This window comes from Georgenia sp. SUBG003, assembly GCF_000715355.2.
Lineage (GTDB): Bacteria > Actinomycetota > Actinomycetes > Actinomycetales > Actinomycetaceae > Georgenia.
In genome coordinates, this window is the sequence record NZ_CP180204.1 from 2,219,908 (window position 1) to 2,246,324 (window position 26,417).

At 73.4% G+C, this 26,417-nt stretch carries 27 protein-coding genes and 5 pseudogenes; 14 read left to right on the plus strand and 18 right to left on the minus strand.

The window, feature by feature from the left end:
- Positions 1–18 precede the first annotated feature (18 nt).
- From DA06_RS11005 to hemL, 3 genes and pseudogenes are all read left to right on the plus strand, one after another.
- Positions 19–582: a uroporphyrinogen-III synthase gene (locus DA06_RS11005; RefSeq protein ID WP_418607706.1), complete on the plus strand. Its 564-nt coding sequence runs from the start codon at positions 19–21 to the stop codon at positions 580–582.
- Positions 579–1,628 carry a porphobilinogen synthase gene (gene hemB / locus DA06_RS11010; RefSeq protein WP_418607707.1) on the plus strand — a complete coding sequence of 350 codons (1,050 nt, stop codon included), beginning with the start codon at positions 579–581 and terminating at the stop codon, positions 1,626–1,628. The genes DA06_RS11005 and hemB overlap by 4 nt, the downstream gene beginning before the upstream one ends.
- 131 nt (positions 1,629–1,759) lie before the next feature.
- Positions 1,760–3,117, plus strand: a pseudogene (gene hemL, locus DA06_RS11015) (glutamate-1-semialdehyde 2,1-aminomutase).
- Positions 3,118–3,189: 72 nt separating this feature from the next.
- Here hemL and ligD read toward each other — a convergent pair.
- From ligD to DA06_RS11035, 4 genes and pseudogenes are all read right to left on the minus strand, one after another.
- A pseudogene (ligD, locus tag DA06_RS11020) lies at positions 3,190–4,154 on the minus strand (non-homologous end-joining DNA ligase).
- A 61-nt stretch (positions 4,155–4,215) separates the two neighbouring features.
- A complete protein-coding gene (locus DA06_RS11025; RefSeq protein WP_043499960.1) occupies positions 4,216–4,959 on the minus strand; it encodes an HAAS signaling domain-containing protein in 744 nt (247 codons plus the stop codon).
- On the minus strand, positions 4,956–5,306 hold the full coding sequence (locus tag DA06_RS11030) for a PadR family transcriptional regulator (protein WP_043499962.1): 351 nt from the start codon (positions 5,304–5,306) through the stop codon (positions 4,956–4,958). Before DA06_RS11030 ends, DA06_RS11025 begins: the two co-directional genes overlap by 4 nt.
- A 75-nt stretch (positions 5,307–5,381) precedes the next feature.
- Positions 5,382–5,972: a histidine phosphatase family protein gene (locus DA06_RS11035; RefSeq protein ID WP_043499964.1), complete on the minus strand. Its 591-nt coding sequence runs from the start codon at positions 5,970–5,972 to the stop codon at positions 5,382–5,384.
- Between the two features lie 295 nt (positions 5,973–6,267).
- On the opposite strand from DA06_RS11035, the gene purB reads away from it, so the two are divergent.
- A complete protein-coding gene (gene purB, locus DA06_RS11040; protein ID WP_043499966.1) occupies positions 6,268–7,704 on the plus strand; it encodes an adenylosuccinate lyase in 1,437 nt (478 codons plus the stop codon).
- A 28-nt stretch (positions 7,705–7,732) separates the two neighbouring features.
- On the opposite strand, the gene DA06_RS11045 is transcribed toward purB, so the two are convergent.
- The gene (locus DA06_RS11045; protein WP_052436645.1) at positions 7,733–7,927 is read right to left on the minus strand and encodes a hypothetical protein; all 195 of its coding nucleotides are present in this window, start codon (positions 7,925–7,927) and stop codon (positions 7,733–7,735) included.
- 14 nt (positions 7,928–7,941) lie between these two features.
- Positions 7,942–8,274: pseudogene (locus DA06_RS11050) on the minus strand (phosphotransferase); the annotation flags it as partial.
- Here DA06_RS11050 and DA06_RS11055 point away from each other — a divergent pair.
- Entirely contained in the window at positions 8,219–9,694 is a 1,476-nt protein-coding gene (locus DA06_RS11055; protein ID WP_418607710.1) for a DUF222 domain-containing protein, read from the plus strand. The pseudogene DA06_RS11050 and the gene DA06_RS11055 overlap by 56 nt on opposite strands.
- 32 nt (positions 9,695–9,726) lie before the next feature.
- Here DA06_RS11055 and DA06_RS11060 read toward each other — a convergent pair whose 3' ends face one another.
- On the minus strand, positions 9,727–10,230 hold the full coding sequence (locus DA06_RS11060) for a nucleoside deaminase (protein ID WP_043499974.1): 504 nt from the start codon (positions 10,228–10,230) through the stop codon (positions 9,727–9,729).
- Positions 10,231–10,309: 79 nt separating this feature from the next.
- The gene (locus DA06_RS11065) at positions 10,310–11,623 is read right to left on the minus strand and encodes a C40 family peptidase (protein ID WP_418607712.1); all 1,314 of its coding nucleotides are present in this window, start codon (positions 11,621–11,623) and stop codon (positions 10,310–10,312) included.
- A gap of 220 nt (positions 11,624–11,843) precedes the next feature.
- Between DA06_RS11065 and DA06_RS11070 the strand changes: the two genes are divergently transcribed.
- Both DA06_RS11070 and DA06_RS11075 read left to right on the plus strand, forming a co-directional pair.
- On the plus strand, positions 11,844–12,092 hold the full coding sequence (locus DA06_RS11070; protein WP_043499976.1) for a hypothetical protein: 249 nt from the start codon (positions 11,844–11,846) through the stop codon (positions 12,090–12,092).
- A 112-nt stretch (positions 12,093–12,204) separates the two neighbouring features.
- Entirely contained in the window at positions 12,205–12,828 is a 624-nt protein-coding gene (locus DA06_RS11075; RefSeq protein ID WP_418607714.1) for a DUF3159 domain-containing protein, read from the plus strand.
- Here DA06_RS11075 and DA06_RS11080 read toward each other — a convergent pair.
- A complete protein-coding gene (locus DA06_RS11080; protein ID WP_043499984.1) occupies positions 12,746–13,462 on the minus strand; it encodes a potassium channel family protein in 717 nt (238 codons plus the stop codon). The two genes, DA06_RS11075 and DA06_RS11080, sit on opposite strands and share 83 nt — an antisense overlap.
- Positions 13,463–13,837: 375 nt before the next feature.
- A pseudogene (locus tag DA06_RS11085) lies at positions 13,838–14,113 on the minus strand (potassium channel family protein); the annotation flags it as partial.
- A 55-nt stretch (positions 14,114–14,168) separates the two neighbouring features.
- On the opposite strand from DA06_RS11085, the gene DA06_RS11090 reads away from it, so the two are divergent.
- The 5 genes and pseudogenes from DA06_RS11090 to DA06_RS11110 all read left to right on the plus strand — a co-directional run bounded on the left by DA06_RS11090 (position 14,169) and on the right by DA06_RS11110 (position 19,752).
- Complete coding sequence (locus DA06_RS11090; RefSeq protein ID WP_052436647.1) at positions 14,169–16,148, plus strand: APC family permease; 1,980 nt, start codon at positions 14,169–14,171, stop codon at positions 16,146–16,148.
- Positions 16,145–16,300, plus strand: a pseudogene (locus tag DA06_RS11095) (TRAM domain-containing protein); the annotation flags it as partial. The gene DA06_RS11090 and the pseudogene DA06_RS11095, both read left to right, overlap by 4 nt.
- Before the next feature lie 124 nt (positions 16,301–16,424).
- On the plus strand, positions 16,425–17,828 hold the full coding sequence (locus tag DA06_RS11100) for an aldehyde dehydrogenase (NADP(+)) (protein WP_418607716.1): 1,404 nt from the start codon (positions 16,425–16,427) through the stop codon (positions 17,826–17,828).
- 52 nt (positions 17,829–17,880) lie between these two features.
- The gene (locus DA06_RS11105; RefSeq protein WP_043499991.1) at positions 17,881–18,276 is read left to right on the plus strand and encodes a universal stress protein; all 396 of its coding nucleotides are present in this window, start codon (positions 17,881–17,883) and stop codon (positions 18,274–18,276) included.
- Positions 18,277–18,513: 237 nt separating this feature from the next.
- Complete coding sequence (locus DA06_RS11110) at positions 18,514–19,752, plus strand: FAD-linked oxidase C-terminal domain-containing protein (protein WP_052436648.1); 1,239 nt, start codon at positions 18,514–18,516, stop codon at positions 19,750–19,752.
- A 181-nt stretch (positions 19,753–19,933) separates the two neighbouring features.
- Here DA06_RS11110 and DA06_RS11115 read toward each other — a convergent pair whose 3' ends face one another.
- Both DA06_RS11115 and DA06_RS11120 read right to left on the minus strand, forming a co-directional pair.
- Positions 19,934–21,241 carry a cytochrome P450 gene (locus DA06_RS11115; RefSeq protein ID WP_052436649.1) on the minus strand — a complete coding sequence of 436 codons (1,308 nt, stop codon included), beginning with the start codon at positions 21,239–21,241 and terminating at the stop codon, positions 19,934–19,936.
- Positions 21,242–21,292: 51 nt separating this feature from the next.
- Positions 21,293–21,826: a hypothetical protein gene (locus DA06_RS11120; protein ID WP_043499993.1), complete on the minus strand. Its 534-nt coding sequence runs from the start codon at positions 21,824–21,826 to the stop codon at positions 21,293–21,295.
- A 273-nt stretch (positions 21,827–22,099) separates the two neighbouring features.
- Here DA06_RS11120 and DA06_RS11125 point away from each other — a divergent pair, with 273 nt between their 5' ends.
- Positions 22,100–22,486: a DUF4190 domain-containing protein gene (locus tag DA06_RS11125; protein ID WP_052436650.1), complete on the plus strand. Its 387-nt coding sequence runs from the start codon at positions 22,100–22,102 to the stop codon at positions 22,484–22,486.
- Between the two features lie 13 nt (positions 22,487–22,499).
- Here DA06_RS11125 and DA06_RS11130 read toward each other — a convergent pair whose 3' ends face one another.
- From DA06_RS11130 to DA06_RS11150, 5 genes are all read right to left on the minus strand, one after another.
- Positions 22,500–23,336 carry a formate/nitrite transporter family protein gene (locus tag DA06_RS11130; RefSeq protein ID WP_043499995.1) on the minus strand — a complete coding sequence of 279 codons (837 nt, stop codon included), beginning with the start codon at positions 23,334–23,336 and terminating at the stop codon, positions 22,500–22,502.
- Positions 23,337–23,641: 305 nt separating this feature from the next.
- The gene (locus tag DA06_RS11135) at positions 23,642–23,902 is read right to left on the minus strand and encodes a hypothetical protein (protein ID WP_052436651.1); all 261 of its coding nucleotides are present in this window, start codon (positions 23,900–23,902) and stop codon (positions 23,642–23,644) included.
- Positions 23,877–24,161, minus strand: a complete 285-nt coding sequence (locus tag DA06_RS11140; protein ID WP_052436652.1) for a hypothetical protein — start codon at positions 24,159–24,161, stop codon at positions 23,877–23,879. The genes DA06_RS11135 and DA06_RS11140 overlap by 26 nt, the downstream gene beginning before the upstream one ends.
- A 207-nt stretch (positions 24,162–24,368) precedes the next feature.
- The gene (locus tag DA06_RS11145) at positions 24,369–24,755 is read right to left on the minus strand and encodes a recombinase family protein (RefSeq protein WP_052436653.1); all 387 of its coding nucleotides are present in this window, start codon (positions 24,753–24,755) and stop codon (positions 24,369–24,371) included.
- Positions 24,756–24,818: 63 nt separating this feature from the next.
- On the minus strand, positions 24,819–25,193 hold the full coding sequence (locus tag DA06_RS11150; protein WP_418607721.1) for a hypothetical protein: 375 nt from the start codon (positions 25,191–25,193) through the stop codon (positions 24,819–24,821).
- 277 nt (positions 25,194–25,470) lie between these two features.
- On the opposite strand from DA06_RS11150, the gene DA06_RS11155 reads away from it, so the two are divergent.
- The gene (locus DA06_RS11155) at positions 25,471–25,659 is read left to right on the plus strand and encodes a hypothetical protein (protein ID WP_043499997.1); all 189 of its coding nucleotides are present in this window, start codon (positions 25,471–25,473) and stop codon (positions 25,657–25,659) included.
- 225 nt (positions 25,660–25,884) lie between these two features.
- Here DA06_RS11155 and DA06_RS11160 read toward each other — a convergent pair whose 3' ends face one another.
- Positions 25,885–26,214: a WhiB family transcriptional regulator gene (locus DA06_RS11160; protein ID WP_043499999.1), complete on the minus strand. Its 330-nt coding sequence runs from the start codon at positions 26,212–26,214 to the stop codon at positions 25,885–25,887.
- Positions 26,215–26,417: the final 203 nt, after the last annotated feature.

Here is a 26,417-nt window from a genome sequence, read left to right on the forward strand (position 1 = left end):
GTAGGCGCCGAGGAAGACGTGACCCAGCAGCTCGGGATCGCGGTACAGGCCGGTCGCGTCCCGCCCGGCGTCGCCGGTGCGCAGGCAGACGTGATAGAGCGCGGCCCGGTCCTCGGGCCGGTAGCGGTCGATCGTCAGCGGGGCCGGTGCGCCCCGGGGCGCGGGGACGCCCGTGGCCGCGCACCGCCGGGCGGCGGCATCGTGCTCCTTCCGCGCTCGGCCATCGCCGCCCCCACGCTCGCCACCGGGCTGCGTGATCTCGGCTGGCTCGTGGACGACGTCGTCGCCTACCGCACCGTGACGGCGCGGCCGGCGGACCCTGCCGTCGCGGCGGACCTCGCAGCCGGGCGGATCGACGCCGTCCTCCTCACGTCCGGCTCGACCGCCTCGGCGCTCGTCGAGCTGTACGGCTCCGCATCTGACCAGCTCGCGCCGCGCGTGGTCGCGATCGGCTCCTCCACCGCCCAGGTGGCCGCCCGCGTGGGGCTGACCGTCCACGCCGTCGCCGCCGAACAGACTCCCTCCGGGCTCGTGACCGCCCTCGGCCGTGCCCTCGCCCACCGATCGGAGCAGCACCGATGACACCTCCCTCCACCGGATCGACCCGGACCGCAGCGGGCCCCCCGGCCGGCCGCACGGGCACCGGCGGGCCCACCGTCCGGCCCGTCGACCGCCCGCGCCGGCTCCGCACCACCCCCGCGATGCGCAGCCTTCTCAGCGAGCACCGCCTCCACCCGCGCGACCTCGTGCTGCCGATGTTCGTCAAGGAGGGCGCGAGCGAGCCCGTCGCGCTCGGTTCGATGCCCGGCGTCCTCCAGCACTCCATGGACTCGCTGCGCCGCGCCGCCACGGAGGCGGCGGAGGCCGGGATCGGCGGTGTCATGCTCTTCGGCGTCCCGGAGGTGCGCGACGCCGTGGGCAGCTGCGCCACCGACCCGGACGGCATCCTCAACGCGGGGCTGCGCGCGCTCGTCGAGGAGGTGGGCGACGCCGTCGTGGTGATGTCGGACCTGTGCCTGGACGAGTTCACCGACCACGGCCACTGCGGCGTGCTGGACGACGCGGGCCGCGTCGACAACGACGCGACCCTGGTGCGCTACCAGGACATGGCGCTCGCGCAGGCCGCCACCGGGGCCCACATGCTCGGCCTCAGCGGGATGATGGACGGCCAGGTCGCCGCCGTGCGCGAGGTCCTGGACCGCGACGGGTACACCGACACCTCCGTGCTGGCCTACTCCGCCAAGTACTCCTCGGCGTTCTACGGCCCCTTCCGCGACGCCGTCGAGTCGACGCTGCAGGGCGACCGCCGCACGTACCAGATGGACCCGGCGAACCGGCGCGAGGGGCTCCGCGAGGCCACGCTCGACCTGGCCGAGGGCGCCGACGTCGTCATGGTCAAGCCCGCGATGAGCTACCTCGACGTCCTCGCCGACGTCGCCGAGGTCTCACCGGTGCCCGTGGCCGCCTACCAGGTCTCCGGCGAGTACGCGATGATCGAGGCCGCCGCGGCGAACGGCTGGATCGACCGGCGCCGCGCGATCGAGGAGTCGGTGCTGGGCGTCAGGCGCGCCGGGGCGGACTTCATCCTGACCTACTGGGCCACCGAGCTGGCGGGCTGGCTGCGCTGACCGGGCTGACCGGGCCGACCGGCCCTTGCGGGGACGGCCCCGGCGCGGCCCGTCGCCCGGACTGCTACAACATCGGTGCGATATCTGCACCGAACTTGCAGCGACGATCGTTCCCGAACCGAAGGAGACCGATGACCGGCGCCGACCCCATGCACGACCTGTTCGCCCGCGCCCGGGCCGTCATCCCGGGCGGGGTGAACTCGCCCGTGCGCGCGTACGGCTCGGTGGGCGGCGACCCCCCGCTTCGTCGCCTCGGCGTCCGGCCCGTACATCACGGACGTCACCGGCCGGCAGTACGTCGACCTGGTGATGAGCTGGGGCCCGGGCCTGCTCGGCCACGCGCATCCCGAGGTCGTGCAGGCGGTCGAGGCCGCCGCACGCCGGGGCCTCTCCTTCGGCGCGCCCACCGAGGCGGAGGTGGAGCTTGCCGAGGCGGTGCGCGAGCGCGTGCCCGCCGCGGAGAAGCTCCGCTTCGTCTCGACCGGCACCGAGGCCACGATGACGGCGATCCGGCTGGCCCGCGGCGCCACCGGGCGCGACGTCGTCGTGAAGTTCTCCGGCTGCTACCACGGGCACGTCGACGCCCTGCTCGCGGAGGCGGGCTCCGGCGTCGCCACGTTCGGGCTGCCCGGCTCGGCGGGCGTCACGCCGGCCACCACCGCGGAGACGATCGTGGTGCCCTACAACGACGTCGCGGCGCTCGAGGCGGTCTTCGCCGAGCGCGGCGACGAGATCGCCGCCGTCATCACCGAGGCCGCGCCGGCCAACATGGGCGTCGTGCCGCCCGAGGACGGCTTCAACGCCATGATCCGCCGCCTCACCGCCGACCACGGCGCGCTGATGATCCTCGACGAGGTGCTCACCGGCTTCCGCGTCGGACCGTCGGGGGTGGTGGGGTCTCGACGGCGCGGCCGCCGGCGGGGACGTCACCGCGACCGGCTCGGCGCCCTGGGTCCCGGACCTGTTCACGTTCGGCAAGGTCGTCGGCGGCGGGATGCCGCTCGCCGGGCTGGGCGGCCGGGCGGAGGTCATGGACCTCCTCGCGCCGTCCGGCCCCGTCTACCAGGCCGGCACCCTGTCCGGGAACCCGCTGGCGACGGCGGCCGGCCTCGCCACGCTGCGCCTGGCCGACGACGCCGTGTACGCCCGGGTCGACGAGGCGGCACGGATCGTCTCGGACGCCGTCGGGGAGGCGCTCGACGCGGCAGGTGTGGCCCACCGGGTGCAGCGGGCCGGCAGCCTCTTCTCCGTCTTCTTCGGCGAGGCCGCCGCCCGCGACGGCGTGCGCAGCTACGCCGACGCCCAGGCGCAGGACACCTTCCGCCACCCGCCGTTCTTCCACGCCATGCTCGACGCCGGGGTGGCCCTGCCGCCGTCGGTCTTCGAGGCCTGGTTCCTCTCCTCCGCGCACGACGACGCGGCGCTCGATGCGATCGTCGCCGCGCTGCCGAGGGCGGCCCGGGCCGCGGCGGCCGCGCAGCCGGCCTGAGCGCCCCGGCGGACGGGTGCCCGGCACCTGTCCGCCGTCGGACGACGGCGGCACGTGGTGGCCGCCGTCGTCTCACTCGGGCTCGGGCGGGGCGGCCTCACCCTCGGCCTCGTCCCGCTCCGCCCACTCCAGCAGCGGGGCGAGGTCGAAGACGGCGTCGTCGATGCCGGCGTGGAGGTCACCCAGGTCGGCGTACCGGGCGGGCATCGTGGCCACGGTGAAGTCCCTCGGGTCGCAGTCGGGGACCTCGTCCCAGGTGAGGGGCGCCGACACGGTGGCGTCCGGGGTGCCGCGGACCGAGTAGGCGCAGGCGATGGTGTGGTCGCGGGCGTTCTGGTTGAAGTCGACGAAGACCTTCGACGGGTCGCGGTCCTTCCGCCACCAGGTGGTCGTCGCGTCCTCGGGGGCACGGCGCTCGACCTCCCGGGCGAAGGCCAGGGCCGCCCGGCGCACGTCGTGGAAACCGTGCCTCGGCCTGATGCGCACGTACACGTGCAGCCCGTCGCCGCCGGTGGTCTTGGGGAAGCCGGTGGCACCGAGCCCGTCGAGCACCTCGCGGGCGACCGCGGCCACGCGGCGGACGGTGGCGAAGTCGGTGGTGTCGCCCGGGTCGAGGTCGATACGCCACTCGTCGGGCTTCTCCACGTCCGCGCGCCGGCTGTTCCACGGGTGGAACTCGACGGTGGACATCTGCACCGCCCAGATCACCTGGGCGAGCTCGGTGACGCACAGCTCGTCCGCGTCGCGGTCGTAGCGGGGGGAAGTGCACCCGCACGGTCTGCACCCAGTCGGGGGGCCCCGTGCGGCAGGCGCTTCTGGTGGACCTTCTCCCCCTCGATCCCCTCGGGGAAGCGATGGAGCATGCAGGGCCGCTCGCGCAGGGCGTTGACCACGCCGTCGCCGACGGCGACGTAGTAGCTGGCCAGGTCCAGCTTGGTGTGGCCGGGGCCGGGGAAGTAGACGCGGTCGGGGTTGGAGATCCGCACGGTCCGCCCGCCCACCTCGAGCTCGGTCGCGGGCGCCTTCGCCTTGGCCATGGGGCTACTCCACCACAGGACGCGCGTCCGGACACCCGCCACGGACCTGTAACCGCGGACGTCAGACCGCGACGGCCGCCGGCCGCCAGCCGCGTGCCCGGCGCGCCCCGTCCCGCCACAGCGTGACGACCAGCCGCACCGCGGCCGCTGCGGCGGCGAGACCGACCGCCACCGCGAGCACCGACCGCGGGGCGCTCGCCGGCCCCCAGGCGCCGAGCCAGGACACAGCCCCGCACGTCACCGCTAGCGCGGGCACGAGCAGGGCACCGGCCCACTTCTGCCAGTCGGTCCACAACGGCGAGGACGCGAGGAGGATGGTGGAGACGAGCCAGGGGAGGCCGGCCACGCCGAGCGGGACGAGCATGCTCCACAGGACGTCGTAGGACGCCGGGAGCATCGGACTCTGCACCTCGGCCGGAGGTACCACCTCCGGCTGCTGCGTCACGGCGAGCGCAACGGACGCGGCCAGCACCACGAGATAGAGGCCGGCCGACAGGGCCGTGAGCAGCCCGACGGTGACCGGTACCCAGGGCCGTGCGAGTGCCGGCGGGGCAGTGACCGCGGTCCGTCGCGACGACGTGCCGGGGTCGGTCAGGGCGGCGACGGCCACGCGGTCGGCCGGGCCGAGCTGGGCGAGCACGCGCTCCACCGCGTCATCGGCGGGCCGGTCCAGGTCGGCGAGCGCGGCGTCGATGTGCTCACGCAGTTCCGCGAGGATCTCCGCCCTCTCCCACGGGTCGGTGTTCGCGAGCATGCGGGCGACGTCGTCGAGGTAGGCGGTGACGCGGGCGTCGGCGGCGCTCATGTCGGTTCTGCTCTCTGCTCGAGGGCCGCGTCCACCGCGTCCCGGAACGGGTGCCACACCTGGTTGAAGGTGGCGAGGGCGCGCTCACCGTCGTCGGTGAGCGCGTAGTAGCGGCGGGGCGGTCCGGCGGTCGACTCCTGCCAGGTGGTCTCCACCAGCCCGGCCTTCCGCAGACGGGCGAGGAGCGGGTAGAGGGTGCCCTCCCCGCTCATGAGGACGCCGTCGACGGTCAGGACGCGAGCGATGTCGAGGCCGTAGCGCGGCCCGGAGCGCAGGAGGGCGAGGACGCAGTACTCGAGTGCGCCGCGGCGCAGGTTCGACAGGATGGCGTCTTCGCCGGGTACCATGTCGCGCAAGATAGCGACTGGCGCATCGTCGGCACAAGAGCGTCGGCAGCTGCGCCGTGCTCCGCCGCAGAGTCGTCAGGCAGTGGGTGGGACGCTCCAGTGCCGCACCACGGGTGCGCCGCGCTTGTGCCCGAGGACCGCCCAGTGCGCGGCGTCGAGCAGGAAGTTCTCCCCGTGGCGTCCCGGGAGGCCGAGCCAGCGCACCACGACCATCCGGGAGAAGTGGCTGTGCCCGACGACGAGCACGTCGCCGTCCTCGAGCAGCCGCCGCACCCGGTCCAGGACCCGGTCCACCCGGGCGGCGACGTCCTCCACGCTCTCGCCGCCCGGCGCCCCGTCCGTCCACAGGTTCCACACGGGCAGCCCCTGGGCCTGACGACTGTCGTTGTAGTCGGCTGTCGTGATGCCCTCCACCTCGCCGTAGTCCCACTCGACGAGGTCGTCGTCGGTCTCGAAGTCCTCGATCCCGGCGAGCTCGGCGGTCCGGCGTGCGCGCTGGCGCGGGCTGACGAGCACCTTGGCGAACGTCCGCCCGCCGAGGTTGTCCAGCAGCTCGCGGGCCTGCGCCTCCCCGCGCGCGGTGAGCGGGATGTCGGTGCGGCCGGTGTGCTGGCCGGACAGGCTCCACTCGGTCTCGCCGTGACGGACGATGACGAGGTCGGGCATGACTCCTCCAGGGGTCGGGCTCCGACGAGCATGCCCGCCCGGGCCCGCGCCCGCACCGCGGCGAGCCCGTTCGGCAGCACTTCCGGTCAAGTGACCCTGAGCTGCCGAAGTCGGTCCAGGCCGACTTCACCGGCCGAGAGCCACTGATCGAGCGTCGGCCGCGGCGGCGAACGCGCCGCGGGTCGGTCCGGCCTGAGACGGTAAGCCCGACGCCGACCTCTCACCGCACGGCCCGGGGCGACCGGCCGTCGGACGCCGTCGGCGGCCCCTGAGGGCGGCTGGAAGAATGCCGCGCATGAGCGATCGCGTCGACCTGGCCAGCCTGACCCCGCCCGTCGCCCTCGGGGCGCTGGACGGCCGCTACCGGCGCACCGTCGCCCCCCTCGCGAACCACCTGTCGGAGGCGGCGCTCAACCGCGCCCGCCTGCACGTCGAGGTCGAGTGGCTGATCCACCTCACCGACCACGGCGTCCTCCCGGGCGCGCCCCGCCTGACCGAGGCGGACAAGGACTATCTGCGCGGCGTCGTCGCCTCCTTCGGCGCGGACGAGATCGCCGAGCTCGCCGACATCGAGCGCGAGACGCTGCACGACGTCAAGGCCGTCGAGTACTTCCTCAAGCGCCGCCTGGACGCCGCCCCGGCCACCCTCGGCGAGGACACCGTGCTGCCGGGCGTGCACGAGATCGTGCACATCTTCTGCACCAGCGAGGACGTCAACAACCTCTCCTACGCGATCACGGTGCGGGAGGCCGTCGAGCAGGTGTGGCTCCCGGCCGCCACCGCGATGACCGACGACGTCGCCGCCCTGGCCCGCGAGCACGCCGGCGCAGCCATGCTCGCCCGCACCCACGGCCAGCCGGCCACCCCCACCACGCTGGGCAAGGAGCTCGCGGTCCTCGCGCACCGGCTGCGCCGCCAGCTGCGCCGGGTCGCGGGCACCGAGTACCTCGGCAAGATCAACGGCGCGACGGGCACGTACGGCGCCCACGCGATCTCCGTCCCGGGGGCCGACTGGGAGGACGTGGCCCGCGCGTTCGTCGAGCACCTGGGCCTGACCTGGAACCCGCTGACCACCCAGATCGAGTCGCACGACTGGCAGGCGGAGCTGTACGCCGACGTCGCGCGCTTCAACCGGGTGCTGCACAACCTCGCCACGGACGTGTGGACCTACATCTCGCTCGGCTACTTCCGCCAGCGCCTGTCCGCCCAGGGCTCCACCGGCTCCTCCACCATGCCGCACAAGGTCAACCCGATCCGGTTCGAGAACGCCGAGGCCAACCTCGAGATCTCCTGCGCGCTCCTCGACACCCTCGCCGCGACGCTGGTGACGTCCCGCCTGCAGCGCGACCTCACCGACTCGAGCACGCAGCGCAACATCGGCACCGCGTTCGGCCACTCGCTGCTCGCCGTCGACAACGTCCGCCGGGGCCTCGCCGGCCTCGACGTCGACCACGACGCCCTCGCCCGCGACCTCGACTCCAACTGGGAGGTGCTCGGCGAGGCCGTCCAGCAGGCCATGCGGGCGGCGTCGATCGCCGGCGCCACCGGCATGGAGGATCCCTACGAGCGCCTCAAGGAGCTCACCCGGGGACGCCGCGTGGACGGCCCGGGCATGCGGGAGTTCATCGCCGGCCTCGGTCTGCCCGACGACGTCGAGGCCCGCCTGCTCGCGCTCGAGCCGGCCACCTACACCGGGATCGCGACGAGCCTGGTCCGCCATCTGGACGACTGACCGGCGTCGGCCCGTCCGACGCCGGGCGTCAGCCGTCGAGCACGTGCGCCAGCGCCTCCCGGCCGACGGCGGCAAGTACCGGCGCGTCGTCGGAGTGCGCCACCATCGCGGTCGCGATCGAGAGCGCCCACCCGCGGCCTCGTAGCCAGGCCGCGTCGTCGTAGCGCCCCCGCGAGGGCGGCGACGAAGCGCCGGCCGCGCCGGCCGGGCGAGGGTGAGCCACGCCGTCGCCAGGTCGGTGGCCGGGTCCCCCGCCGCCAGGTCGCCGAAGTCGAGAACGGCGGCGAGGCCTCCGGCGTCGTCCAGCAGGAGGTTCGCCGGGTGGAGGTCCCCGTGGATCCACGACGGCGCACCCTCCCAGAACGGGACCTCCACCAGTTCGCCCCCACAGGCCTCCGACGCGGTCGCGTCGGGGACGGCACCGCGTCGCGAGGCGCTCCCGCACCGCGGTGTCCCGGGCGGACAGCGGGACCCCGCGCACCGGGTTGTGCGGGGCGTCCGGCGGGGCAGGGCGGTGCAGCGCGAGGACGAACTCGGCCAGCCGCTCCGCCGCCGCGACCGGCTCGACACCCTGACCGGGACCGACCTCGCCGCTCTGCCCTCCGCCGAGCTGCTCGAGGCCCTCGACGCCGCCGAGGCCCTCCACCGCCGCCTCGAGGCCCTCACCGCCCGCTTCCTCACCGCCACCGAGACCGACGGCATGTGGGCCACCACCGGCGCGAGATCATTCGCCGCCTGGTACCGCGCCCGCACCGGCCGCCACCACACCACCGCCCACAAGGCCGTCCGGCACGCCCGCCGCCTGCGCGACCACCTGCCCGCCACCGCCGAAGCCCTGGCCGCCGGGACCATCAGCGCCGACCACGCCACCGCCCTGACCACCCACGCCGCCACCACCCCCCGCCGTCCGCGACCGCCTCACCGACCCCCGACCTCGGCGAGAACTTCCTCCTCGCCCACGCCCGCACCCTCGGCGCGACCGAGTTCACCCACCTGGTCAAGCACTGGGCCTACCGCGCCGACCCCGCCGCCGCCGACCGCACCCACCGCCAGGACTCCGAGAAGGAGCAGGTCACCCTCTCCCCCCACCACCGGCGGCTACCACCTCGCCGGCTGGCTCACCACCGCCAACGGCCAGGCCCTGCAGGAAGCTCTCGACGCCCGCACCGGCACCCCCCGGCGCCCACCGACCCCCCGCACCCCTCCGCAACGCCGCGCCCACGCCCTGACCGCCCTCGCCCGCCTCGCCCTCGACACCGGCACCCTCAGACCCGCGCCCGCATCCGCCCCCCACCTGACCGTCCACGTCCCCTACGACACCCTGACCCGGCTCGTCGCGGCCCAGCGGCCCAGTACCGACCACCCCGGTGCCACCTTCGGCCCGCCAGCCAAACCGGACGCGAAGAAGAGCGGGAGGACCCCCCACCTCCCACGGCGACGACGACGGCGCCCACGGCGCCAACCTACGGTCCGTCATCCCCGGCGACCTCGACCACGCCGCCCTCCTCGGCGCCGAACCCGCCACCCTGGCCGACGGCACCCCCTCTCGCCCCCCAGCTCCTCGCCCGCCTCACCTGCGCCGGCGCCCTGCACCGCGTCATCTTCGGCCCCGACTCCCAGATCCTCGACACCGGCCGCGAAGAACGCCTCTTCACCCCCCGCCCAGACCCGCGCGATCATCGCCCGCGACCGCACCTGCCGCTACCCCGACTGCCACGCCCCGCCCGGCGAGGGCGAGATCCACCACTCCATCTGGTGGTACGAGCACCACGGCACGACCGCCGCCCACCTCGGCATCCTGCTGTGCTGGCACCACCACGACTACGTCCACCAACGCAACATCACCATCGAACGCACCGGCGACCAGTGGACCTTCACCCGCCCCCGACGGCACCCCCCATCACCACCATCCGCACCGCCTGAGCACGCCACCCGACACGAGAGAGAACGAGCACCTCCAACACACCGCCGAGGGCCGCAGACACCATGATCTGCGGCCCTTCGCGCACAGTGAGATCCCGACTACGAGCCCTCGCCGGACCGAACGGCGGCGTGGTACCTGCGGTGCAGCTGCCGCATCTGCATCTCGAGGCCCGGGACAGGCCCATCGACCGTGACCCCAGGCACGACCGCCTGGATCGGGATGGCCCGCACGGGACCCGGCGCGACGCCGAGCTCTGCGAGCCACTCCCCAAGCTGTGCGGACGTGTGCACGTACACGATCCGGCCCAGACCAACCCAGCCGTGCGCGGCGGAGCACATCGGGCAGTGCTCGCCGGAGGTGTAGACCGTCGCGGCGGCACGCTCGGACGCACCAAGGTGAGCCGCCGCCCATCGGGCCAGAGCGATCTCGGGGTGCGCGGTCGCATCCCCGGTGCTCACGATGCGGTTGCGGTCCTCGGCGAGAACCTCGCCGTCCGCACCGACGAGCACCGAGCCGAACGGCTCGTCCCCGGCCTCAAGAGCCTCGGCCGCGAGCGCGACGCAGCGCTCCAGGTACACCGTCTCCGAGCGCATGACCCGCATCGTGCCACGCCCTCGCCCGAGCGGCCCGCCTCCTGGCCCGCCCGAGGAACTCGCGGGCCGGCGACCGTCGGGCGTGCCGTCAGCCGATCCGGCCACCGAACGGAAGGAGGTTGCCGTTCCAGACGGGAGCCTCTTCGACGTCCTTGTCCTTGTTCGGCGCGTGGACGCGCATGCGCTGGCCGTTGCTGACGCCGGAGTAGATCGCGACGTGGTAGATCCCGTTCGGCTGCCCGTTGCTGGACCAGAACAAGAGGTCCCCCGGGCGGAGGTCGTCGAGCGAGACACGCGAGGTGGCGGCCCACTGGTCCCTGGTGACGCGCGGCAGCCTGACGCCCGCCTGCTCGTAGGCCCGCATCGTGAGTCCCGAGCAGTCATAGCCGCCCTCGGCGAGGGAGTCGCCGCCCCACACGTACGGCACGCCGATCTGGGTGCGGGCCCAACTGAGCGCCGACTCGCCCGCCCTCGACGGCGCAGGGGTGACGTACGACGCGGCGATCTTCGCCATCTCGTCGCTGAGGACCGGCGGCGGCGTGCCGGTTTCCTTACCGTCCTCCTCGAGACCGTCGAGCACGGGATCGGGCTCGGGCACGACGCCTGAGTCGACGCTCGTAGGCGCGGGCGTCTCCACGCGCCGCACGCCGAGGGAGTCGACGCCGTCGGCGTTCCAGTCCCCGACCAGCGTCGTGTCGGTGGCCCGCCCGTACACGACCTCGAAATCGGCCTCGCCCCCGCGGATCGCGTTGGCGACGTAGTACACGCTGCCGCGGCGCACCGTGAAGGTGTCCTCACCGTCGCCGTCCCAGTCGCCCACATAGACGTCGTCGCCCGACCGACCGTAGTAGGCGATCTTGTCGGCGACCCCTGAACTCATGGAGTTGCGCACGTGGTACTCGGAGCCCCTGCGGACCGCGAACGTGTCCTTGCCGTCGGCGTCCCAGTCGCCGACGAGAACGGTGTCGTCGGACCGGCCGTACGCCACGACGGAATCGGCGACGCCGGAGGTCAGGCTGTTTTTGACGTGGTACAGGTTGCCTCGCCGGACGGCGAGGGTGTCGACGCCGTCACCGTCCCAGTCGCCGACCAGCACGGTGTCTCCGGGACGCCCGTACGTGAAGAGCTGATCCGGCTCTCCGGTGGTGTTGGAGTTGCGGACGTAGAAGGCGTTGCCGCGCCGGTAGGCGAGGGTGTCGGCGCCGTCACCGTCCCAGTCGCCGACGAAGACGTCGTCGGCCGCCGACCCGTAGGTGAGCTCGATGTTGGCCTTCGACGAGAACGTGTCGGACAGGTAGAAGCCGCTTCCGCTCCCACCGATCGCTCCACCCTTGGCAGATGCCGTCGGCAGACCGACGAGCGACCCGGCCACGACCATCCCGGCGACTCCTAGCGAAGTCACGCGTCTTCCCACTTCCTGCCCCTCCCAGGTGTGCGCCTGCAGAGCCGCCGACTGCGTCGGGCTGAGCGGCCTACCAGGCCCACGGCTCCACCGGGCTCACGACCCGGCCCTTGGAGTCTAGGAAGGATCAGGGCGGTTCCGGGCGGAAATGCGTATCAGATGCATCACTAGCCTCAGCAGTAACAGCACGTATCGAACGTCAGTTCGATATGATCGGGAGGTGGCGATCGAGCAGGTTCCGCTGCGGGAGCAGGCCTACAGCCTGAGTCCCGCGCAGTACGGCGCGCCGGTGCACCAGGCCGGCGAGCCGCTGCCGGTCTCGGCCTGGATCCACACCCGCACCGGCCATCACCGCGTCACCGGGGTCGCCGTCGCCTGGACGGCGAAGGCGGCACGGATCCGCTACACCGACGACCACGGCCGCGAGGGCTACGCCTGGGTGTGGGCGAACGCCGTCACCCGGCAGTAGCCGGACCATCCCCGGGAGGCGGGTCTGCGGGCCGGGCGGCGTGGCGACCTCGCCGGGTCGGGCGGGCCCGGGGCCGCCCGAGCGCGTCGCCGGAGGCGCCCGGGGCTCCGCCATGCGACAGCTCGTGGGGGAGGACTTCTCCCTGGCCGAGACGATCGGCGGTGTCCGGGGTCTCGTGGAGTCCATGGCGCCGGGACTGGTGTTCGTCGTCGTCTTCATCGCCACGCGCGACCTCGTCCCGCCGCTCGTCGCCTCCCTCGCCGTCGCCGTCGTCGCGATGGTCCTCCGCCTGGCGACCCGCACCCCGCTGACCCAGGCGGCCGGCGGGCTCGTCGGCGTCCTCGTCTGCGTGGTGTGGGCGTGGCGCACGGGCGAGGCCCAGGACTACTTCGCCTTCGGGCTGTGGACCAACGGCGCCTACGCCGTCGTCCTGACGCTCGCCCTGGTCGCCGGGTGGCCCGCCGTGGGGGTCGTGGTCTCCATGCTCAAGGGCCAGGACTTCTCCTGGCGGAAGGACCCCGCGCAGCGGCAGCGCCTGCTCCGTTACCGGCTCGCCACCTGGCTGTGGATCGGGATGTTCCTGCTCCGGCTCGCCGTGCAGGTCCCCCTGTTCCTGCAGGCAGAGGTCGCCTGGCTGGGCACCGCACGGCTGGTCATGGGGCTTCCGCTGTGGGGCCTGACGCTGTGGGCGACGTGGGTGCTGGTGCGGGAGCCAGCATCTGCTGCAGCACGGTGACCTGGTCCTCGGCGAACGCGGAGACCACCACCAGCAGCTCGTCCCCGGCCTCCAGGGTGTCGTCGGCGCCGGGCGCGATGGGCCGGTCCTCGCGGATGATCGCCGCCAGCACCGTGTCCGGCGGCCACAGCACCTGACCGACGCGGCGGCCCACCACGGGCGAGTCGGCCGGCAGGGTGATCTCGTGCATGCTCGCGCCGGACTGGTGGAACCGGAAGATGCGCACCAGATCGCCGACGGAGACCGCCTCCTCAACCAGCGAGGTCATGATCCGCGGCGTGGACACCTGCACGTCCACGCCCCACGCGTCGTCGAACATCCACTCGTTCTTGGGGTTGTTGACCCGGGCCACCGTGCGCGGGACCCCGAACTCCGTCTTCGCCAGCAGAGAGACGACGAGGTTGACCTTGTCGTCGCCGGTGGCGGCCACGACCACGTCGCAGTCCTGCGCGCCGGCCTCGGCCAGCGCGCTCGGCTCGCACGCGTCGGCGAGCAGCCACTCCGCCTCGGCGACCGAGGCCACGCGCATGGCGGCCGGGTTGCGGTCGACCAGGGTGACCTGGTGTCGGTGGCCCAGGAGCTCCCGGGCGATCGAACGGCCGACGGATCCCGCCCCGGCGATGACGACCCGCATCACTCCTCCTCTCCGGGCGGGCCAGCGAGCACCCGCTGCGCCGCCCCGATCCGCTCCGTCGGCACCATGAGATGGACGACGTCGTTCTCCTGCACGACCGTGCGCGGCGGCGGCACCACGCCGCGCCCGAGGCGCGTCAGGTAGGCCACCCGCGCGCCGGTGCTGCTCTCGACGCGCTCGACCTCCTGCCCCACCCAGCCCACGTGGACGTCGCAGCGGACGAGGCTGACGGAGGAGGAGGGGTCCTGGTACTCCGACGACGCCCCCCATGGGCAGCATCCGGCGCAGCACCTGGTCGGCGGTCCATCGCACGGTGGCGACGGTGGGGATGCCGAGCCGCTGGTAGACCTCCGCGCGGCGGGGGTCGTAGATCCGGGCCACGACGTTTCCGACGCCGAAGACCTCCCGGGCGACCCGCGCGGCGATGATGTTGGAGTTGTCGCCGTTGGACACGGCGGCGAACGCGTGCGCGTCCTCGACGCCCGCCTGGGCGAGCGCGTCGCGGTCGAAGCCGAGCCCGGTCACCCGCCGGCCGCCGAAGTCGGCGGGCAGGCGGCGGAAGGCGTCCGGGTTCTGGTCGACGACGGCGACCGAGTGGCCGCTCGACTCCAGCTGCTCGGCGAGGGACGCCCCGACCCTGCCGCAGCCCATGATGACGAAGTGCACGGCACGACGCTACCGCCGAGCAGGCCTAGCATGGGGCCTCGTGCCAGGTTTCGGAGGGGCGTTCAAGCGGGTGCTCGTGGGGCGTCCGGTGCGCAGCGACCGTCTGCACGCGGCGAGCCTGCCGAAGCGGTACGCGCTCCCGGTCTTCTCCGCCGACGCGTGGTCCTCGGTGGCGTACGCCCCCGACGAGATCCTGCTGACCCTGTCCCTGGCCGGCCTGGCCGCGCTCACGCTCTCCCCGTGGGTCGGGCTGGCCGTCGTCGTCGTCATGCTCACGGTCGTCTCCTCCTACCGGCAGACGGTGCACGCCTACCCCAGCGGCGGCGGGGACTACGAGGTGGCCACCACCAACCTCGGGCCCCGGGCCGGGCTCACGGTGGCGAGCGCGCTCCTCGTCGACTACGTCCTCACGGTGGCCGTGTCGATCTCGTCCGCGGTGCAGTACCTGGCCGCCGCCCTCCCCACCGCCGCCGAGCACCGCACGGGCGTCGCCGTCACCCTCGTCGCCGTCCTGGCGCTGCTCAACCTCCGCGGGGTGCGCGAGTCGGGCCGCGCCATCGCCGTCCCGGGCTTCCTGTTCCTGGGGTCCATCGCCCTGCTCGCCGTCGTCGGCCTCGTCCAGCACGTCACCGGGACCCTCGAGCCGGCCGCCTCGGCGTCCCTCGACGTGGCGCCGGACGCCGCGCACGAGCAGGGCCTGGTCGGTCTGGCCGGCGCGTTCCTGGTGCTGCGGGCCTTCTCGTCCGGGGCCGCGGCCCTCACGGGCGTGGAGGCCATCAGCAACGGGGTGCCCGCCTTCCAGAAGCCCCGCTCGAGGAACGCCGCCACCACGCTGCTGCTGCTCGGGCTCATCGGTGCTTCGATGCTGACGTCGATCCTGCTCCTGGCGCGTGCGGCGGACGTGCGCTTCGCGCAGGACCCGGCCAGCCAGCTGCTGCGGGACGGCGTGCCCGTGGGGGACGGGTACCTGCAGGACCCGGTCATCAGCCAGCTCGCGGCCACCGTGTTCGAGGGCGTCCCCGGCCTGTTCGTCATCGTCACCGCGGTCACCGTGCTCATCCTCGTGCTGGCGGCCAACACCGCGTTCAACGGGTTCCCGGTGCTCGGGTCGATCCTGGCGCGCGACGGTTTCCTGCCGCGCCAGCTGCACACGCGCGGGGACCGGCTCGTCTTCTCCAACGGCATTCTCGCGCTGGCCGTCGCCGCGGGCCTCCTGATCGCGCTCTTCGACGCCGAGGTCACGCGCCTGATCCAGCTCTACATCGTCGGGGTGTTCATCTCCTTCACGGTCAGCCAGACCGGCATGGTGCGGCACTGGACCCGCCATCTGAGGGTCGAGACCGATCCGCGCGCGCGCCGGGCGATGCGCCGCTCGCGCGTGGTGAACGGGTTCGGGCTGGCGATGACCGGGGCCGTGCTCGTCATCGTGCTGATCACCAAGTTCACCCATGGCGCGTGGATCGCGCTGCTGCTCATGGCCGTGCTCTACGTGACCATGAACGGGGTGCGCCGCCACTACGACACGGTGGCGGCCAAGCTCGTCGTGCCGGACGTGCGCGCGGCGAAGGCCCTGCCCGCACGGGTGCACGGCATCGTCCTCGTCGCGAAGCTGCACCAGCCGGCGATGCGTGCGATCGCCTACGCGCGCGCCACCCGGCCGTCGACCCTCGAGGCGCTGACCGTCAACGTCTCGCCGGAGGACACCGAGGCGCTGCGCCGGGCGTGGGAGGATGCCGAGATACCCGTGCCGCTCACCGTGCTCGACTCCCCGTTCCGCGAGATCACCCGGCCGGTGGTCGAGCACGTGCGCTCCGTGCGGCGCGCGTCCCCGCGCGACCTGGTCGTCGTCTTCGTCCCCGAGTACGTCGTCAGCCACTGGTGGGAGCAGCTCCTGCACAACCAGAGCGCGCTGCGCCTCAAGAGCCGCCTGCTCTTCACGCCCGGCGTCGTGATGGCGTCGGTGCCCTTCCAGGTCGACGTCGTCGACCGCCTCGAGACCCGATCCGGAGACCACTCATGACGCACCAGCCCGACCAGCCTCCCGCCCCCGACGAGACGCGCGGGGCCGAGGAGGAGCGGCCGGTCGTGGAGGTGGGCGGGCCCGCGCACGGCGGGCACTGCGTCGCCCGGCTCGACGGCCGGGTGGTGTTCGTGCGCCACACCCTGCCCGGCGAGCGGGTGCGGATCGCCGTCACCGACCGTCGCTCGCGCTTCTGGCGCGCCGACGCCGTCGAGGTGCTCGACGCCTCGCCCGACCAGGGTCCCCGTCCGGTCTGGCCGGAGGCCGGTCCCGGCGGTGTCGGCGGGGCCGAGCTCGCGCACGTCTCGCTGGGCGGCCCTGCTGCGCACCCTCGCCGACGCCCTGGAGGCGCGGCGCGACGACATCGTCGCCGTCGCCGACCGGGAGACCGCCCTGGGCACCACCCGCCTCAACGGCGAGCTCACGCGCACCACCTACCAGCTGCGCCTCTTCGCCGAGGTCCTGGAGGAGGGCAGCTACCTCGAGGCGACGATCGACCACGCCGCCGACACCCCCATGGGGCCGCGTCCCGACCTGCGCCGCATGCTCCTGCCGGTCGGCCCGGTGGCCGTCTTCGGCGCCAGCAACTTCCCGCTGGCCTTCTCCGTCCCGGGCGGGGACACGGCCTCGGCCCTCGCCGCCGGCTGCCCGGTCATCGTCAAGGCCCACGGCTCCCACCCGGCCACGTCGCAACTCGCGTTCGAGGTGATGGACCGGGCGGCCCACGAGGCCGGTGCCCCGGACGGCACGCTCGGCATCGTGCACGGGCTCGAGGCCGGTGCCGCACTCGTCGCGCACCCCGCCGTCCGCGCCGTCGGGTTCACCGGTTCGGTCGCCGGCGGCAAGGCGCTGCTGCAGATCATCGAGGGCCGCCCCGACCCCATCCCGTTCTTCGGCGAGCTCTCCAGCCTGAACCCCGTCGTCGTCACGCCGGCCGCCGCGGCAGAGCGAGGGAACCGGATCGGCGAGGAGCTCGTCGGGTCCTTCACGCTGGGCGCCGGCCAGTTCTGCACGAAGCCGGGCTTGGTGCTCGTCCCGGCCGGCGCGGAGGGCGACACGGTGGTGGACGCGATGGCCGCGGCCGTCCGTTCCAGCTCGCCGCAGTACATGCTCAACGCCGGCATCGCGGCGTCCTACGGCCGCATCTCCGCCTCGCTGGCCTCGGCGCCCGGGGTGCGCGAGGTGGCTCGCGGTGCCGACGCGGACGGCACCGGGTTCCAGGGGGTGCCGACGCTGCTGGAGACCTCCGCCGCCGAGCTGCCGCACGAGGTCACCGAGGAGTGCTTCGGCCCCGTGGCGGTCGTGGCGCGCTACGACGGCGAGGACCAGCTGTTCGCCGCGGTGGACGCCCTGCCGTCCTCCCTGACCGCCACCGTCCAGCGCGGATCGGGCGAGACCGCCCTGCCGTCGCGGGTGTCGGACAAGCTCCTGGGCCGGGCCGGCCGCCTGGTCTACGACGCCTACCCCACCGGTGTCGCCGTCTCGTGGGCGCAGCACCACGGCGGCCCGTGGCCGTCGACCAACTCGCAGCACACCTCCGTGGGCACCTCCGCCGTCCGGCGCTTCCTGCGCCCGGTGACGTGGCAGGGCGCGCCCGAGGAGGTCCTGCCCGAGGAGCTGCGTGACGGCTACGACGCCGTGCCCCGGCGCGTCGACGGCGTCCTCCGCCTGCCACGATGACCTCCGCCAGATCCGAACCACAACCGCCGCAGAGCGGCACGAAGGAGCAACGATGACCATCGTCGTGGGCATGGTCCCGACACCCGCGGCTCGCGCCGCCCTGGAGGCGGCCACGGAGGAGGCGGCGTTGCGCGGCTCGCGCCTCGTCGTCGTCAACGCCGTCCGGTCCGGCGCCTACGTCGACGCCGACGTCCTCGGGGACGAGGAGCGCCAGGCCGTCGCCGAGCGGCTCACCGCCCGCGGCGTCGACCACGAGATCCGCCGGCTCGACGGCGAGGGCGACACGGTCGACCAGATCCTCAAGGTCGCCCAGGAGACAGGCGCCGACATGCTCGTGATCGGCATGCGCCGGCGCTCCCCGGTCGGCAAGTTCCTCATGGGCAGCTCGGCCCAGCGCCTGCTCCTCGACGCGCCCTGCCCCGTGCTGGCCGTCAAGCAGCCTCGCTGAGACGGGTGACGTGTCCTCCGTCCCGGGCACCGTCCCGGTCCTCACGCGCGGCCGGGCGCCGTGGCCCGGCTCGCCCGACGCGCACGCGAGACGGGTCGCCACGGCGCTGCGGCGCGAGCTCCCTGCCGAGGCCGTCCTCGGTGAGCTGACCGACCTCGCGCGCTACGCCTCCGACGCTCCGGGCTCCGCGCGGACGCGCCGCCGGCCGCCGTCGTCCTTCCGGGCAGCACGGCGGAGGTGCAGACCGTCATGCGGGTCGCGGGAGCCCTGCGGCTCCAGGTGGTCGTGCGTGGTGCCGGCAGCGGCCTCTCCGGCGGCGTCGTCGCCCCGCCCGGCGGGGTCGTCCTGTCGACGGAGCGGCTCGGCCGGATCCTCGAGATCTGCCCGGAGGACGAGATCGCCGTCGTGCAGGCGGGTGTCGTGACCGGTGACCTGGACCGGGCGGCCGGGCAGTACGGGCTGCGCTACGCGCCCGACCCGGCCAGCGCCGACTTCTCGACCGTCGGCGGGAACGTGGCGACCAACGCCGGTGGCCTGCGGTGCTGCAAGTACGGCGTCACCCGCGAGTCCGTGCTCGGCCTGGAGGTCGTCCTCGCCGACGGCACGCTCCTCACCGTGGGGCACCGCACCATCAAGGGCGTGACCGGGCTGGACCTGACTGGCCTCTTCGTCGGCAGCGAGGGCACCCTCGGCGTCGTCGTCTCCGCGACCGTCCGCCTACGCCCGCTGCCGGTCGACACCCGGACGATGGTCGTGTTCGCCGACTCGCTAGCGTCGGTCGGGACCCTCGTGCAGGCCATCACCCGCTCCCGTGTGCAGCCCTCGGCGGTCGAGCTCCTGGACGAGTCCTCGTTGCGGAGCATCGACGACAACCGTGGCACCGACCTGGCGCGGCGCGGCCGAGCCATGCTCCTGCTCCAGACGGACGGTCACGGTGCGACGGCGGAGATGGACGAGCTGACACAGGTCGTGTCCGCGGCCGGCGGGGCGCCGCACCGGCTCGAGGGCGAGGAGGCCGACCGGATGGTCGAGCTCCGGCGCTCGGGGCGCGGCAGCCTCAAGGACACCTGGCGGATCGGGGAGGACGTGGCGGTCCCCCGGTCGCGGCTGGTCGAGATGCTCGCCGCCATCGGCGAGATCGGCGCGCGGCACGACGTCGAGGTCGGCTGTGTGGCCCACGCCGGGGACGGCAACCTCCACGTCGGCCTGTCCGCGCCGATGCGGCCCGGGGAGGTTGCTCCGCCGCCGCGCATCCACGCCGCGGCCGACATGGTGGTGCGCACGGCGCTCGACCTCGGCGGCACCATCACCGGCGAGCACGGGGTGGGCGCCCTCAAGCGGCCCTGGCTCGTGCGGGAGCTCGGGCACCGCCAGCTCGAGCTGCAGCGGGCGGTCAAGCAGGTCTTCGACCCCGCCGGGATCCTCGCCCCGGACTCCTTCCTGGCGTCGGACGGGACCCGACGGCGCTCCCGCTGAGCGCTCGGCGCCGTCCGTGCGCGCGGCGGAAGCGCACCGTTTCCGCGTCATAGCGAGGGGCTCCGCGCCGTGGAGCGGCTCGATCGCATGGTGCGCAGCAGCACGTTCGACGCGTGGTCGAGGATCCAACCGCCGACGGCGACCCGACCCCAGCGGGAACGCCGGCGCCGCCGAGCAGCTCCTAGACCCGCGGCTCCGGCACGATCCACGCCCCGTCACGGGGGCGCAGCGTGAGCAGCGCCTCGAGCCGCAGGGGCCTGTCGGGCACGGGCCGGAGGCGCCAGCGGGCGAGCATCGTCGCGAGCGTCAGGACACCCTCCGTCCACGCGAACTGCTCACCGATGCACTGCCGGGTGCCGCCGCCGAAGGGGAAGTACGCGAACCGCGGCCGCCCGGCGTCGGGCGCGAGGAAGCGGTCGGGTTCGAACGACGCCGGATCCCGCCACCAGCGCGGGTCGCGGTGGACCACCCACTGCGAGGCCAGCACGACGGCGCCGGCCGGGATCTTGACCCCTCCGAGCTCGGTGGCGACCCGCGCCTGCCGGCCCGTCGCCCAGGCGGGCGGGTACAGGCGCAGCGCCTCCGCCAGCACCGCGCGGGTCAGCGGCAGACGCCCGACGTCGTCGACGGAGGGACGACGCTCCGCGCCGGCGGCCTCGCGGATCTCGGTGGCGACCCTCTCCTGCACCTCAGGGTGCGCCGCGAGGAGGTGCCCGTCGAAGGCGAGGGCGTTCGCCGTCGTCTCGTGCCCGGCCAGCAGCATCGTGACGATCTGGTCGCGGGCGTGGTCCGGGTCCGAGTTCTCGAGCAGCACGGAGAGCAGGTCGTCCCCACCGCCGTGCTCGCGCTCGGCGACGAGCCGGTCCGTCAGCGCGTCGAGCGCCTGCGCGCCGCGTCGGAGGCGCCAGCGGGTCGGCGGCAGCCGGACCAGGTGGGCGCCCAGCGACAGCATGAGCACCGGGTAGGCCGAGAGCAGGTCTCGCACGGCCGACGAGACGAGCGCGACGTCGTCGTCCAGGCTCGTGCCGAAGAGCGTGCGGCCCGCCACCGTCAGGGTCGACCGGACGGTCTCCGCGTGGAGGTCGAGCGCGCGCCCGGGCCTCCACCTCTCCACGGTCGCCGCCGCGACGTCGAGCATCTCCTCGCCGTAGCGGGCCACGCGGCGCCTGCTGAAGGCGCTCTGCAGCAGCCGCCGGTCGTGCAGGTGCGCCTCTCCCTCGCTGGTGAGCAGACCGTCGCCGAGGACGGCGCGCGCCCGTTGCAGGACCGGGCTCTTGGTCAGGTCGTGCTGCCTGGCGGTGAGCATCTCCCGGACCGCGTCGGGGTGGGACAGCAGGACGACGCCGGTGGAGCCGATCCGGAACGTCGCGGTGTCTCCGTGCTCTCGCGCGCACCGGGTGAGGAACGCGAGCCGGTCGCGGCGGAGTTGCAGCGCGTTGCCGAACAGCGGCACCGGCGTCGGGCCGGGAAGGGCGGTCACCGTCGACACGGAGACACGCTACGCCGGACTACCTCGGGCCACCTCCGCCGGCCGACTGCGTCACGGACCAGGTGAGCTCGCCCGTCGACAGCGCCCGGCCCTGCCCGCCGTCGAGGTCCGGCATCTCGACGGTGACGACGGCGGTGACGTCGTAGGGCTCGGTGCGGCGGTGACGTCGTAGGGCTCGGTGCGCGCGGGCACCACCCAGGCGTTGTCGTCACCGGGTGCGGGGGGCAGCCCGTCCAGCTCCACGTCCACGGCGTCGTCGAGCTCGCCGCGCAGCGGCTCCGGCGCGACGGCGAAGAGCTCGCCCGTGTCGAGACGGAGCACGGCGCTCACCCCCTCCCCCTGGACGGTCACGCGGGCCGACGTCGTGAACGTGACCGTCTCGCCCGGGACGACCACCAGCTCGCCGCCTGTGCCGTGCCCGGAGGAGGCGACGGTGGACTGCGTCGCCTCGACGTGGATCGCGCCCGGTGCGACCGGTGCGCCCGCGCCCACGGTGCCGAAGGCCTGCGGGATGCCGCTGACGAGCAGAATGCCGGCGCCGGCCGACGCCGTGACGACGGCGTTGAGCACGGTCTTGCTGAACACGACGGACCCCCTGAGCGCGACGAGGGTGGACGCACCGGCTGGCGGCGACCGCGCAGCACCGGGACCCTCGCTCCAAACCCTGTCAAGGCGAAACAGACAGGAGCGTCCATTTCTGCGGGGACTAGGTGCCATGGCCATTTCCTGCCACACTCGCGGCACGGGGCACGGCGCGGGGCACGCTCCCGACCGTTTCCGTCCCGAAAGTGGCGCGGCACCCGTACGCTTCGTGCACAGCGAGGGACCATGTCCTGCCGTCATCATCAGGAGAGAGCGATGTCCGAGAACCCGTACGAGCACAACCAGCCGCAGACCCAGGGGCAGTACGGCTCCTACAACGCCGGGGGACACAACGCCGGCGGTTACGGCAGCGGCCCGATGCCCGCGGCCCCGGCCGCGTACGGCTACGACTCCTCCAGCCAGGAGGCCAACAGCGCCGCGACGCTCTCCCTGGTCTTCGGCATCCTGGGTGTCGTGCTCCTCCCGATCGTCTTCGGCCCGCTCGCCCTGTGGCAGGCCAAGAAGGCCGAGCGGCTCGGCAAACCCGCCACCGCGGGCAAGGTGCTCGGCTGGATCTCGATCGCCCTGGTGATCATCGGGATCATCGGCGGCATCATCTTCGTCATCGCGATGGCGATGAGCGCCAACGCCTACGGCGTCTGAGGCGCGAACGGCGTCACCCGCGTCCCCGTCCGTCACCCTGGTCGACCGCGCGGCGCTCGTCCTTGAACCGCTCCTTGCTGCGCACGAAGCGAAGGAGCGTGACCAGCCCGAGGCCGCCGACCATGTTGCCGACGACGGTGTACGCGAACCAGTAGGCCCACTCGCCGTATCCGAACGGCGCCTGACCCGTGTGCAGGGCGCCGAAGATCAGCAGCGAGTCCAGGATCGAGTGGAACATCTGGGCGGACGCCAGCAGGAACCCTGCGGCGACCGCGGCGGCGACCTTGGCGGGCATGGAGTCGGTGCCGTGCTGCATGCGGGTCATCAGGGTGATCACCATGCCCGCGAGAACCGCGAGACTGAACGTCCGCAGCGCAAGGGGCGCCTCGGCGAAATGGGCGGCCATCTCCACCGTGTCCCCGTGCAGCTGGGGAAACGCCGTCATCACCAGCCACATGATCGTCCACCCGCCGACGAGGTTGGCGACGAGGGTCCCGCCCCACAGCCGCACCAGCTGCACCCAGGTCGCCCGCTTGGCCGCGACGGTCATCACCGGGACGAGGAAACCCTCGGTGAAGAGCTCGGCGCGGCCGAGCAGCAGCGCCAGGAAGCCGATGCTGAAGGCGACGCCCGCGAGAAGGTGGCTGCCCGTCTCGTGATAGACGATCAGCATCGCCAGCACCCCGATCGCGATGTCGGTGCCGCCGAGGAACCCTGTCACCAGCAGCGCGTACCAGGGGCGGTGGACCCGTTGCACGCCCTCGCCCAGCTGCCGCGCGAAGGCGGCCTCCAGCTCGTCCTCGAGAGGGCTCTCGGTCTCCCCGTGCTGGCGGGGGTCGGGGTGGGTCATCTGCTGCTCCTTGCGGCGATGTCGCACCGAGCGTGGACCCGGCCGGCCCCTCCCGCATCTGGACGCACTTGATGCTGGGCCTGGAGATGCGGTGGGCCGGCCCGCTAGGACGCCATCGTGTCCACGACCCTGGTCACCGCACGCCCCAGCGATCTGAGCGGTCCGGGCACGTACCGGGACCGCCGGTCCGCCGGCACCAGGGTCACCAGCGTGGCCAAGGCTGCGGCCGCGACCACCGCGCACCGGAAGAAGCGGCCCACCGGACGAGGTGTCCGGCGGGCCGCTGTGCGTGGCTGCCTTGGGGGTCAGGCCGTCACGGGGACCGGCACCGCGTCGGCGCGGACGGCGCGGGCGACCTCGGGGGCGGCCGCCGGCACGAGCGAGCGGAACGCGGCACCCAGGACCACCATCAGCACACCCATGCCCATCACGAAGGCGGCCACCCCGTAGGAGACCACCGAGGTGAACAGCGACGCCCGCAGGAACGAGGCGTTCATGACCGTGGTGCGCTGGCCCTGCAGCTCCTCGGCCAGGGCCGTGTCACCCGCCGCCTCGGCCTCCTTCACCAGGCCCCCCGAGCTCGGCGTAGGTACGCCCCTCGGTGCCGGCCATCGCGTGCTCGTCGATGATCTGCGCCTGCGCGAAGGCGGAGAACGGGCCGTTGACGTCGTCGCCCGGGAGCATCTTGGAGTCCTCGGCGACCGTGATGTTCTGCTCGGCCAGGTTGGTGGTGATCAGACCCCACGTCACGCCCCCGGCGAGGACGAAGAGCGCTCCGGCGACGATGGCGAGGATGCCGGCGACCTTGGCGATGCTGCTGTTCATGGCTGTGTTCCCGTCAGGTGCGGGCGACTCCCCATGAGCGGCCCGCGCGTTGCGGCAGTCCCGGTATCGGACCGGTCCTGCTTCCTACGGGACAAACGTAGGACGGGCCAAACCCGGCAAAGCGGGACAGAAGTCCTGCCCTTGCAGGTCAGTTCTCGGACGTCGGAACTGGTTCCCGGGTGCGTCCCGGTCGCCAGCCGGTCGCGCTCAGGCTGCGGCCGGGTTCGGAGCGGACCGGCCGCGCTGAAGCAGGTGGGCGAGGGCACGGAGCGTCGGCCCGGGCCGCTCACCGGTGTCGAGGCCCTCGCGGATCGCGCGCACGGTCACGCCCATGTGCTCGAGCGCCCCGAGCGTGAGCGCGACGTCCGTGCAGTCCTCCCCGAAGGTGCGCAGCTCGGTGACGACGACGGCATCGCCGCGGCGCAGCTCCTCGAGGAGCAGTCGCCATCCGGGCCGCGAGCTCGCCGGGCTCGTGCCGCCCGCCACGTCGGCGAAGATGCCTGACGGCCGGACGCCGACGCCACGCAGGGTGTCGTGCTGCTCGCTGTCGTCGTCGCCCATCCGGTCGACCCGCACGTACCCCAGTAGCTTCATGAGTCCACGTTATGGTCGGTCACCGTCCGCCGCTCGTTCAGGCGTCGAAGGCCTCGCCGAGCGTCACCGGGTGTCTGCTGTCGCGCCGTCGGTCAGCGGCCGTGGATGGCGGCCACGAGCTCCTCCGGCTCGTCGACGGCGAGCAGCAGGCCGTCGAACCGGGGGGTGGTCGACGACGATCTGGACCGCCGGGCGGTCGCGGCGGACGGAGACGACGGTCTTGTGCCCGGGACGTCGCCAGGTGCCGATCATGCGGAGGCCGGGGAGGCCGAGGCCGGGGGCACGAAGCCCACGGGTCGCCGCCAGTCCGTCCGGGACCACCCTCGCGTCCCGCACGATGTCGAGGGGCAGGTCGATGTCTCGGACGAGGCCGGCGATCTTCTCCCTGCGGGTGAAGCGGATCTGGAGGGTGTCGGTGGTGACGCGGGTTGTGGTCATGCGTCCATGGTGGCGGCGGTCGCTCCGCTGGCGCCTCGGTCGCAGGACCGAACTGCTGTCCGCCTTCCGAAGGAGGAGTCGGCCGGCCGTCATGCCCTCGGTCGGCGAGGCAGCCGGCTCGCCAGGCCCGTCCGAGGTGAGCGGCTTGCTCAAGGTTGTGCCGGGGGTCATGAGGGAGTCGGCACCTGCCGTTCCAGGCCATCGCCGGTGGAGAAGTCGTTGACCGGCGAAGCGCCGAGGAGGAGCCTGGTGATACCTCGACGGCGAGGAGGCCGACATGGACACGGGCGCATGGATCCTCGCCGCGGTCATCCTCGTCCTGCTCACGCTGTGGATCATCTCCATGGGCAAGGGATCGACGCGCCGGCGACGTGCGGCGCACCCGGAGGGCCGTCCGTCAGTGCAGGTGCGTGAGGACCACCGGACCTTTCGCCGCGACGAGCTGACCGGCAGCGACGGCCTCTGAGTCGCCCCCGGCCGCCGTGAGAAGCGTTGGCGGCCGCACGATGTCGACGGGTGCGCCGACGAGTTGTCGCCCTCCGCGCCCATCTCGCCCTTACGCATGAGTCGATGTAGTCCATGACTGCCTCTGTGCCGCGAGGCTCCGACGCACGTCGGCGAGCCACTCGACGCGGCGCGATCGCGGGTCAGGCGGTCAGGTTCGAAACATCCAGGCGCACGTGGTCGGAGCTCAGACGCCGGCCAACGCCCGCGCCGCACGGATCCGGGCGGCCCGCAGCGAGGGGTACTCGCTCTCGAGGTCGTTGGCGTCCAGCCATTTGGCCCAGTCGGTGACGCCGGGGTTCTGCCTGAGCAGTGCGCGGCGCTCCCGCTCGGTCAGGCCGCCCCAGACCCCGAACTCGGTCTCGGACCCGAGCGCCTCGACCAGGCAGGCGGTCCGGACCGGGCAGCTGAAGCAGATCTCGCGTGCGGAGCGCTGCGCGGCACCGCGCACGAAGAGGGTTTCGGGCGGGGTATTCGCGCAGGCGGCTTCGCGGGCCCACGGCATCGTCTGGGTCATGGTGGCATTCCTTGGGGGGGAGGGAGCGGTGTGCGGCGTCGTTGCCGCGGGCAGGACGGTAGTAACCCGATATCGCCTGCCGGAAGACCCGACCGGAAAGTGCGCAGGTTAGACGAGAAGTTCGCCGTTTCACGCGCGCTCCTGCAACGATGCACGACCCTCGACGGCATCCGGGTATCCCATGGGATCTTCACGCACGGGGC

Coding starts and splice junctions, on each gene's coding strand:
- DA06_RS11150 (WP_418607721.1), bottom strand. CDS start 25,193: ATGACCACAACCCGCGTCACCACCGACACCCTCCAGATCCGCTTCACC.
- DA06_RS11160 (WP_043499999.1), bottom strand. CDS start 26,214: ATGACCCAGACGATGCCGTGGGCCCGCGAAGCCGCCTGCGCGAATACC.
- DA06_RS11105 (WP_043499991.1), top strand. CDS start 17,881: ATGACCATCGTCGTGGGCATGGTCCCGACACCCGCGGCTCGCGCCGCC.
- DA06_RS11080 (WP_043499984.1), bottom strand. CDS start 13,462: ATGCGGGTCGTCATCGCCGGGGCGGGATCCGTCGGCCGTTCGATCGCC.
- DA06_RS11125 (WP_052436650.1), top strand. CDS start 22,100: ATGTCCGAGAACCCGTACGAGCACAACCAGCCGCAGACCCAGGGGCAG.
- DA06_RS11075 (WP_418607714.1), top strand. CDS start 12,205: ATGCGACAGCTCGTGGGGGAGGACTTCTCCCTGGCCGAGACGATCGGC.
- DA06_RS11145 (WP_052436653.1), bottom strand. CDS start 24,755: ATGAAGCTACTGGGGTACGTGCGGGTCGACCGGATGGGCGACGACGAC.
- hemB (WP_418607707.1), top strand. CDS start 579: ATGACACCTCCCTCCACCGGATCGACCCGGACCGCAGCGGGCCCCCCG.
- DA06_RS11060 (WP_043499974.1), bottom strand. CDS start 10,230: ATGCGGGTCATGCGCTCGGAGACGGTGTACCTGGAGCGCTGCGTCGCG.
- DA06_RS11035 (WP_043499964.1), bottom strand. CDS start 5,972: ATGCCCGACCTCGTCATCGTCCGTCACGGCGAGACCGAGTGGAGCCTG.
- DA06_RS11155 (WP_043499997.1), top strand. CDS start 25,471: ATGGACACGGGCGCATGGATCCTCGCCGCGGTCATCCTCGTCCTGCTC.
- DA06_RS11025 (WP_043499960.1), bottom strand. CDS start 4,959: ATGAGCGCCGCCGACGCCCGCGTCACCGCCTACCTCGACGACGTCGCC.
- DA06_RS11130 (WP_043499995.1), bottom strand. CDS start 23,336: ATGACCCACCCCGACCCCCGCCAGCACGGGGAGACCGAGAGCCCTCTC.
- DA06_RS11140 (WP_052436652.1), bottom strand. CDS start 24,161: ATGAACAGCAGCATCGCCAAGGTCGCCGGCATCCTCGCCATCGTCGCC.
- purB (WP_043499966.1), top strand. CDS start 6,268: ATGAGCGATCGCGTCGACCTGGCCAGCCTGACCCCGCCCGTCGCCCTC.
- DA06_RS11030 (WP_043499962.1), bottom strand. CDS start 5,306: ATGGTACCCGGCGAAGACGCCATCCTGTCGAACCTGCGCCGCGGCGCA.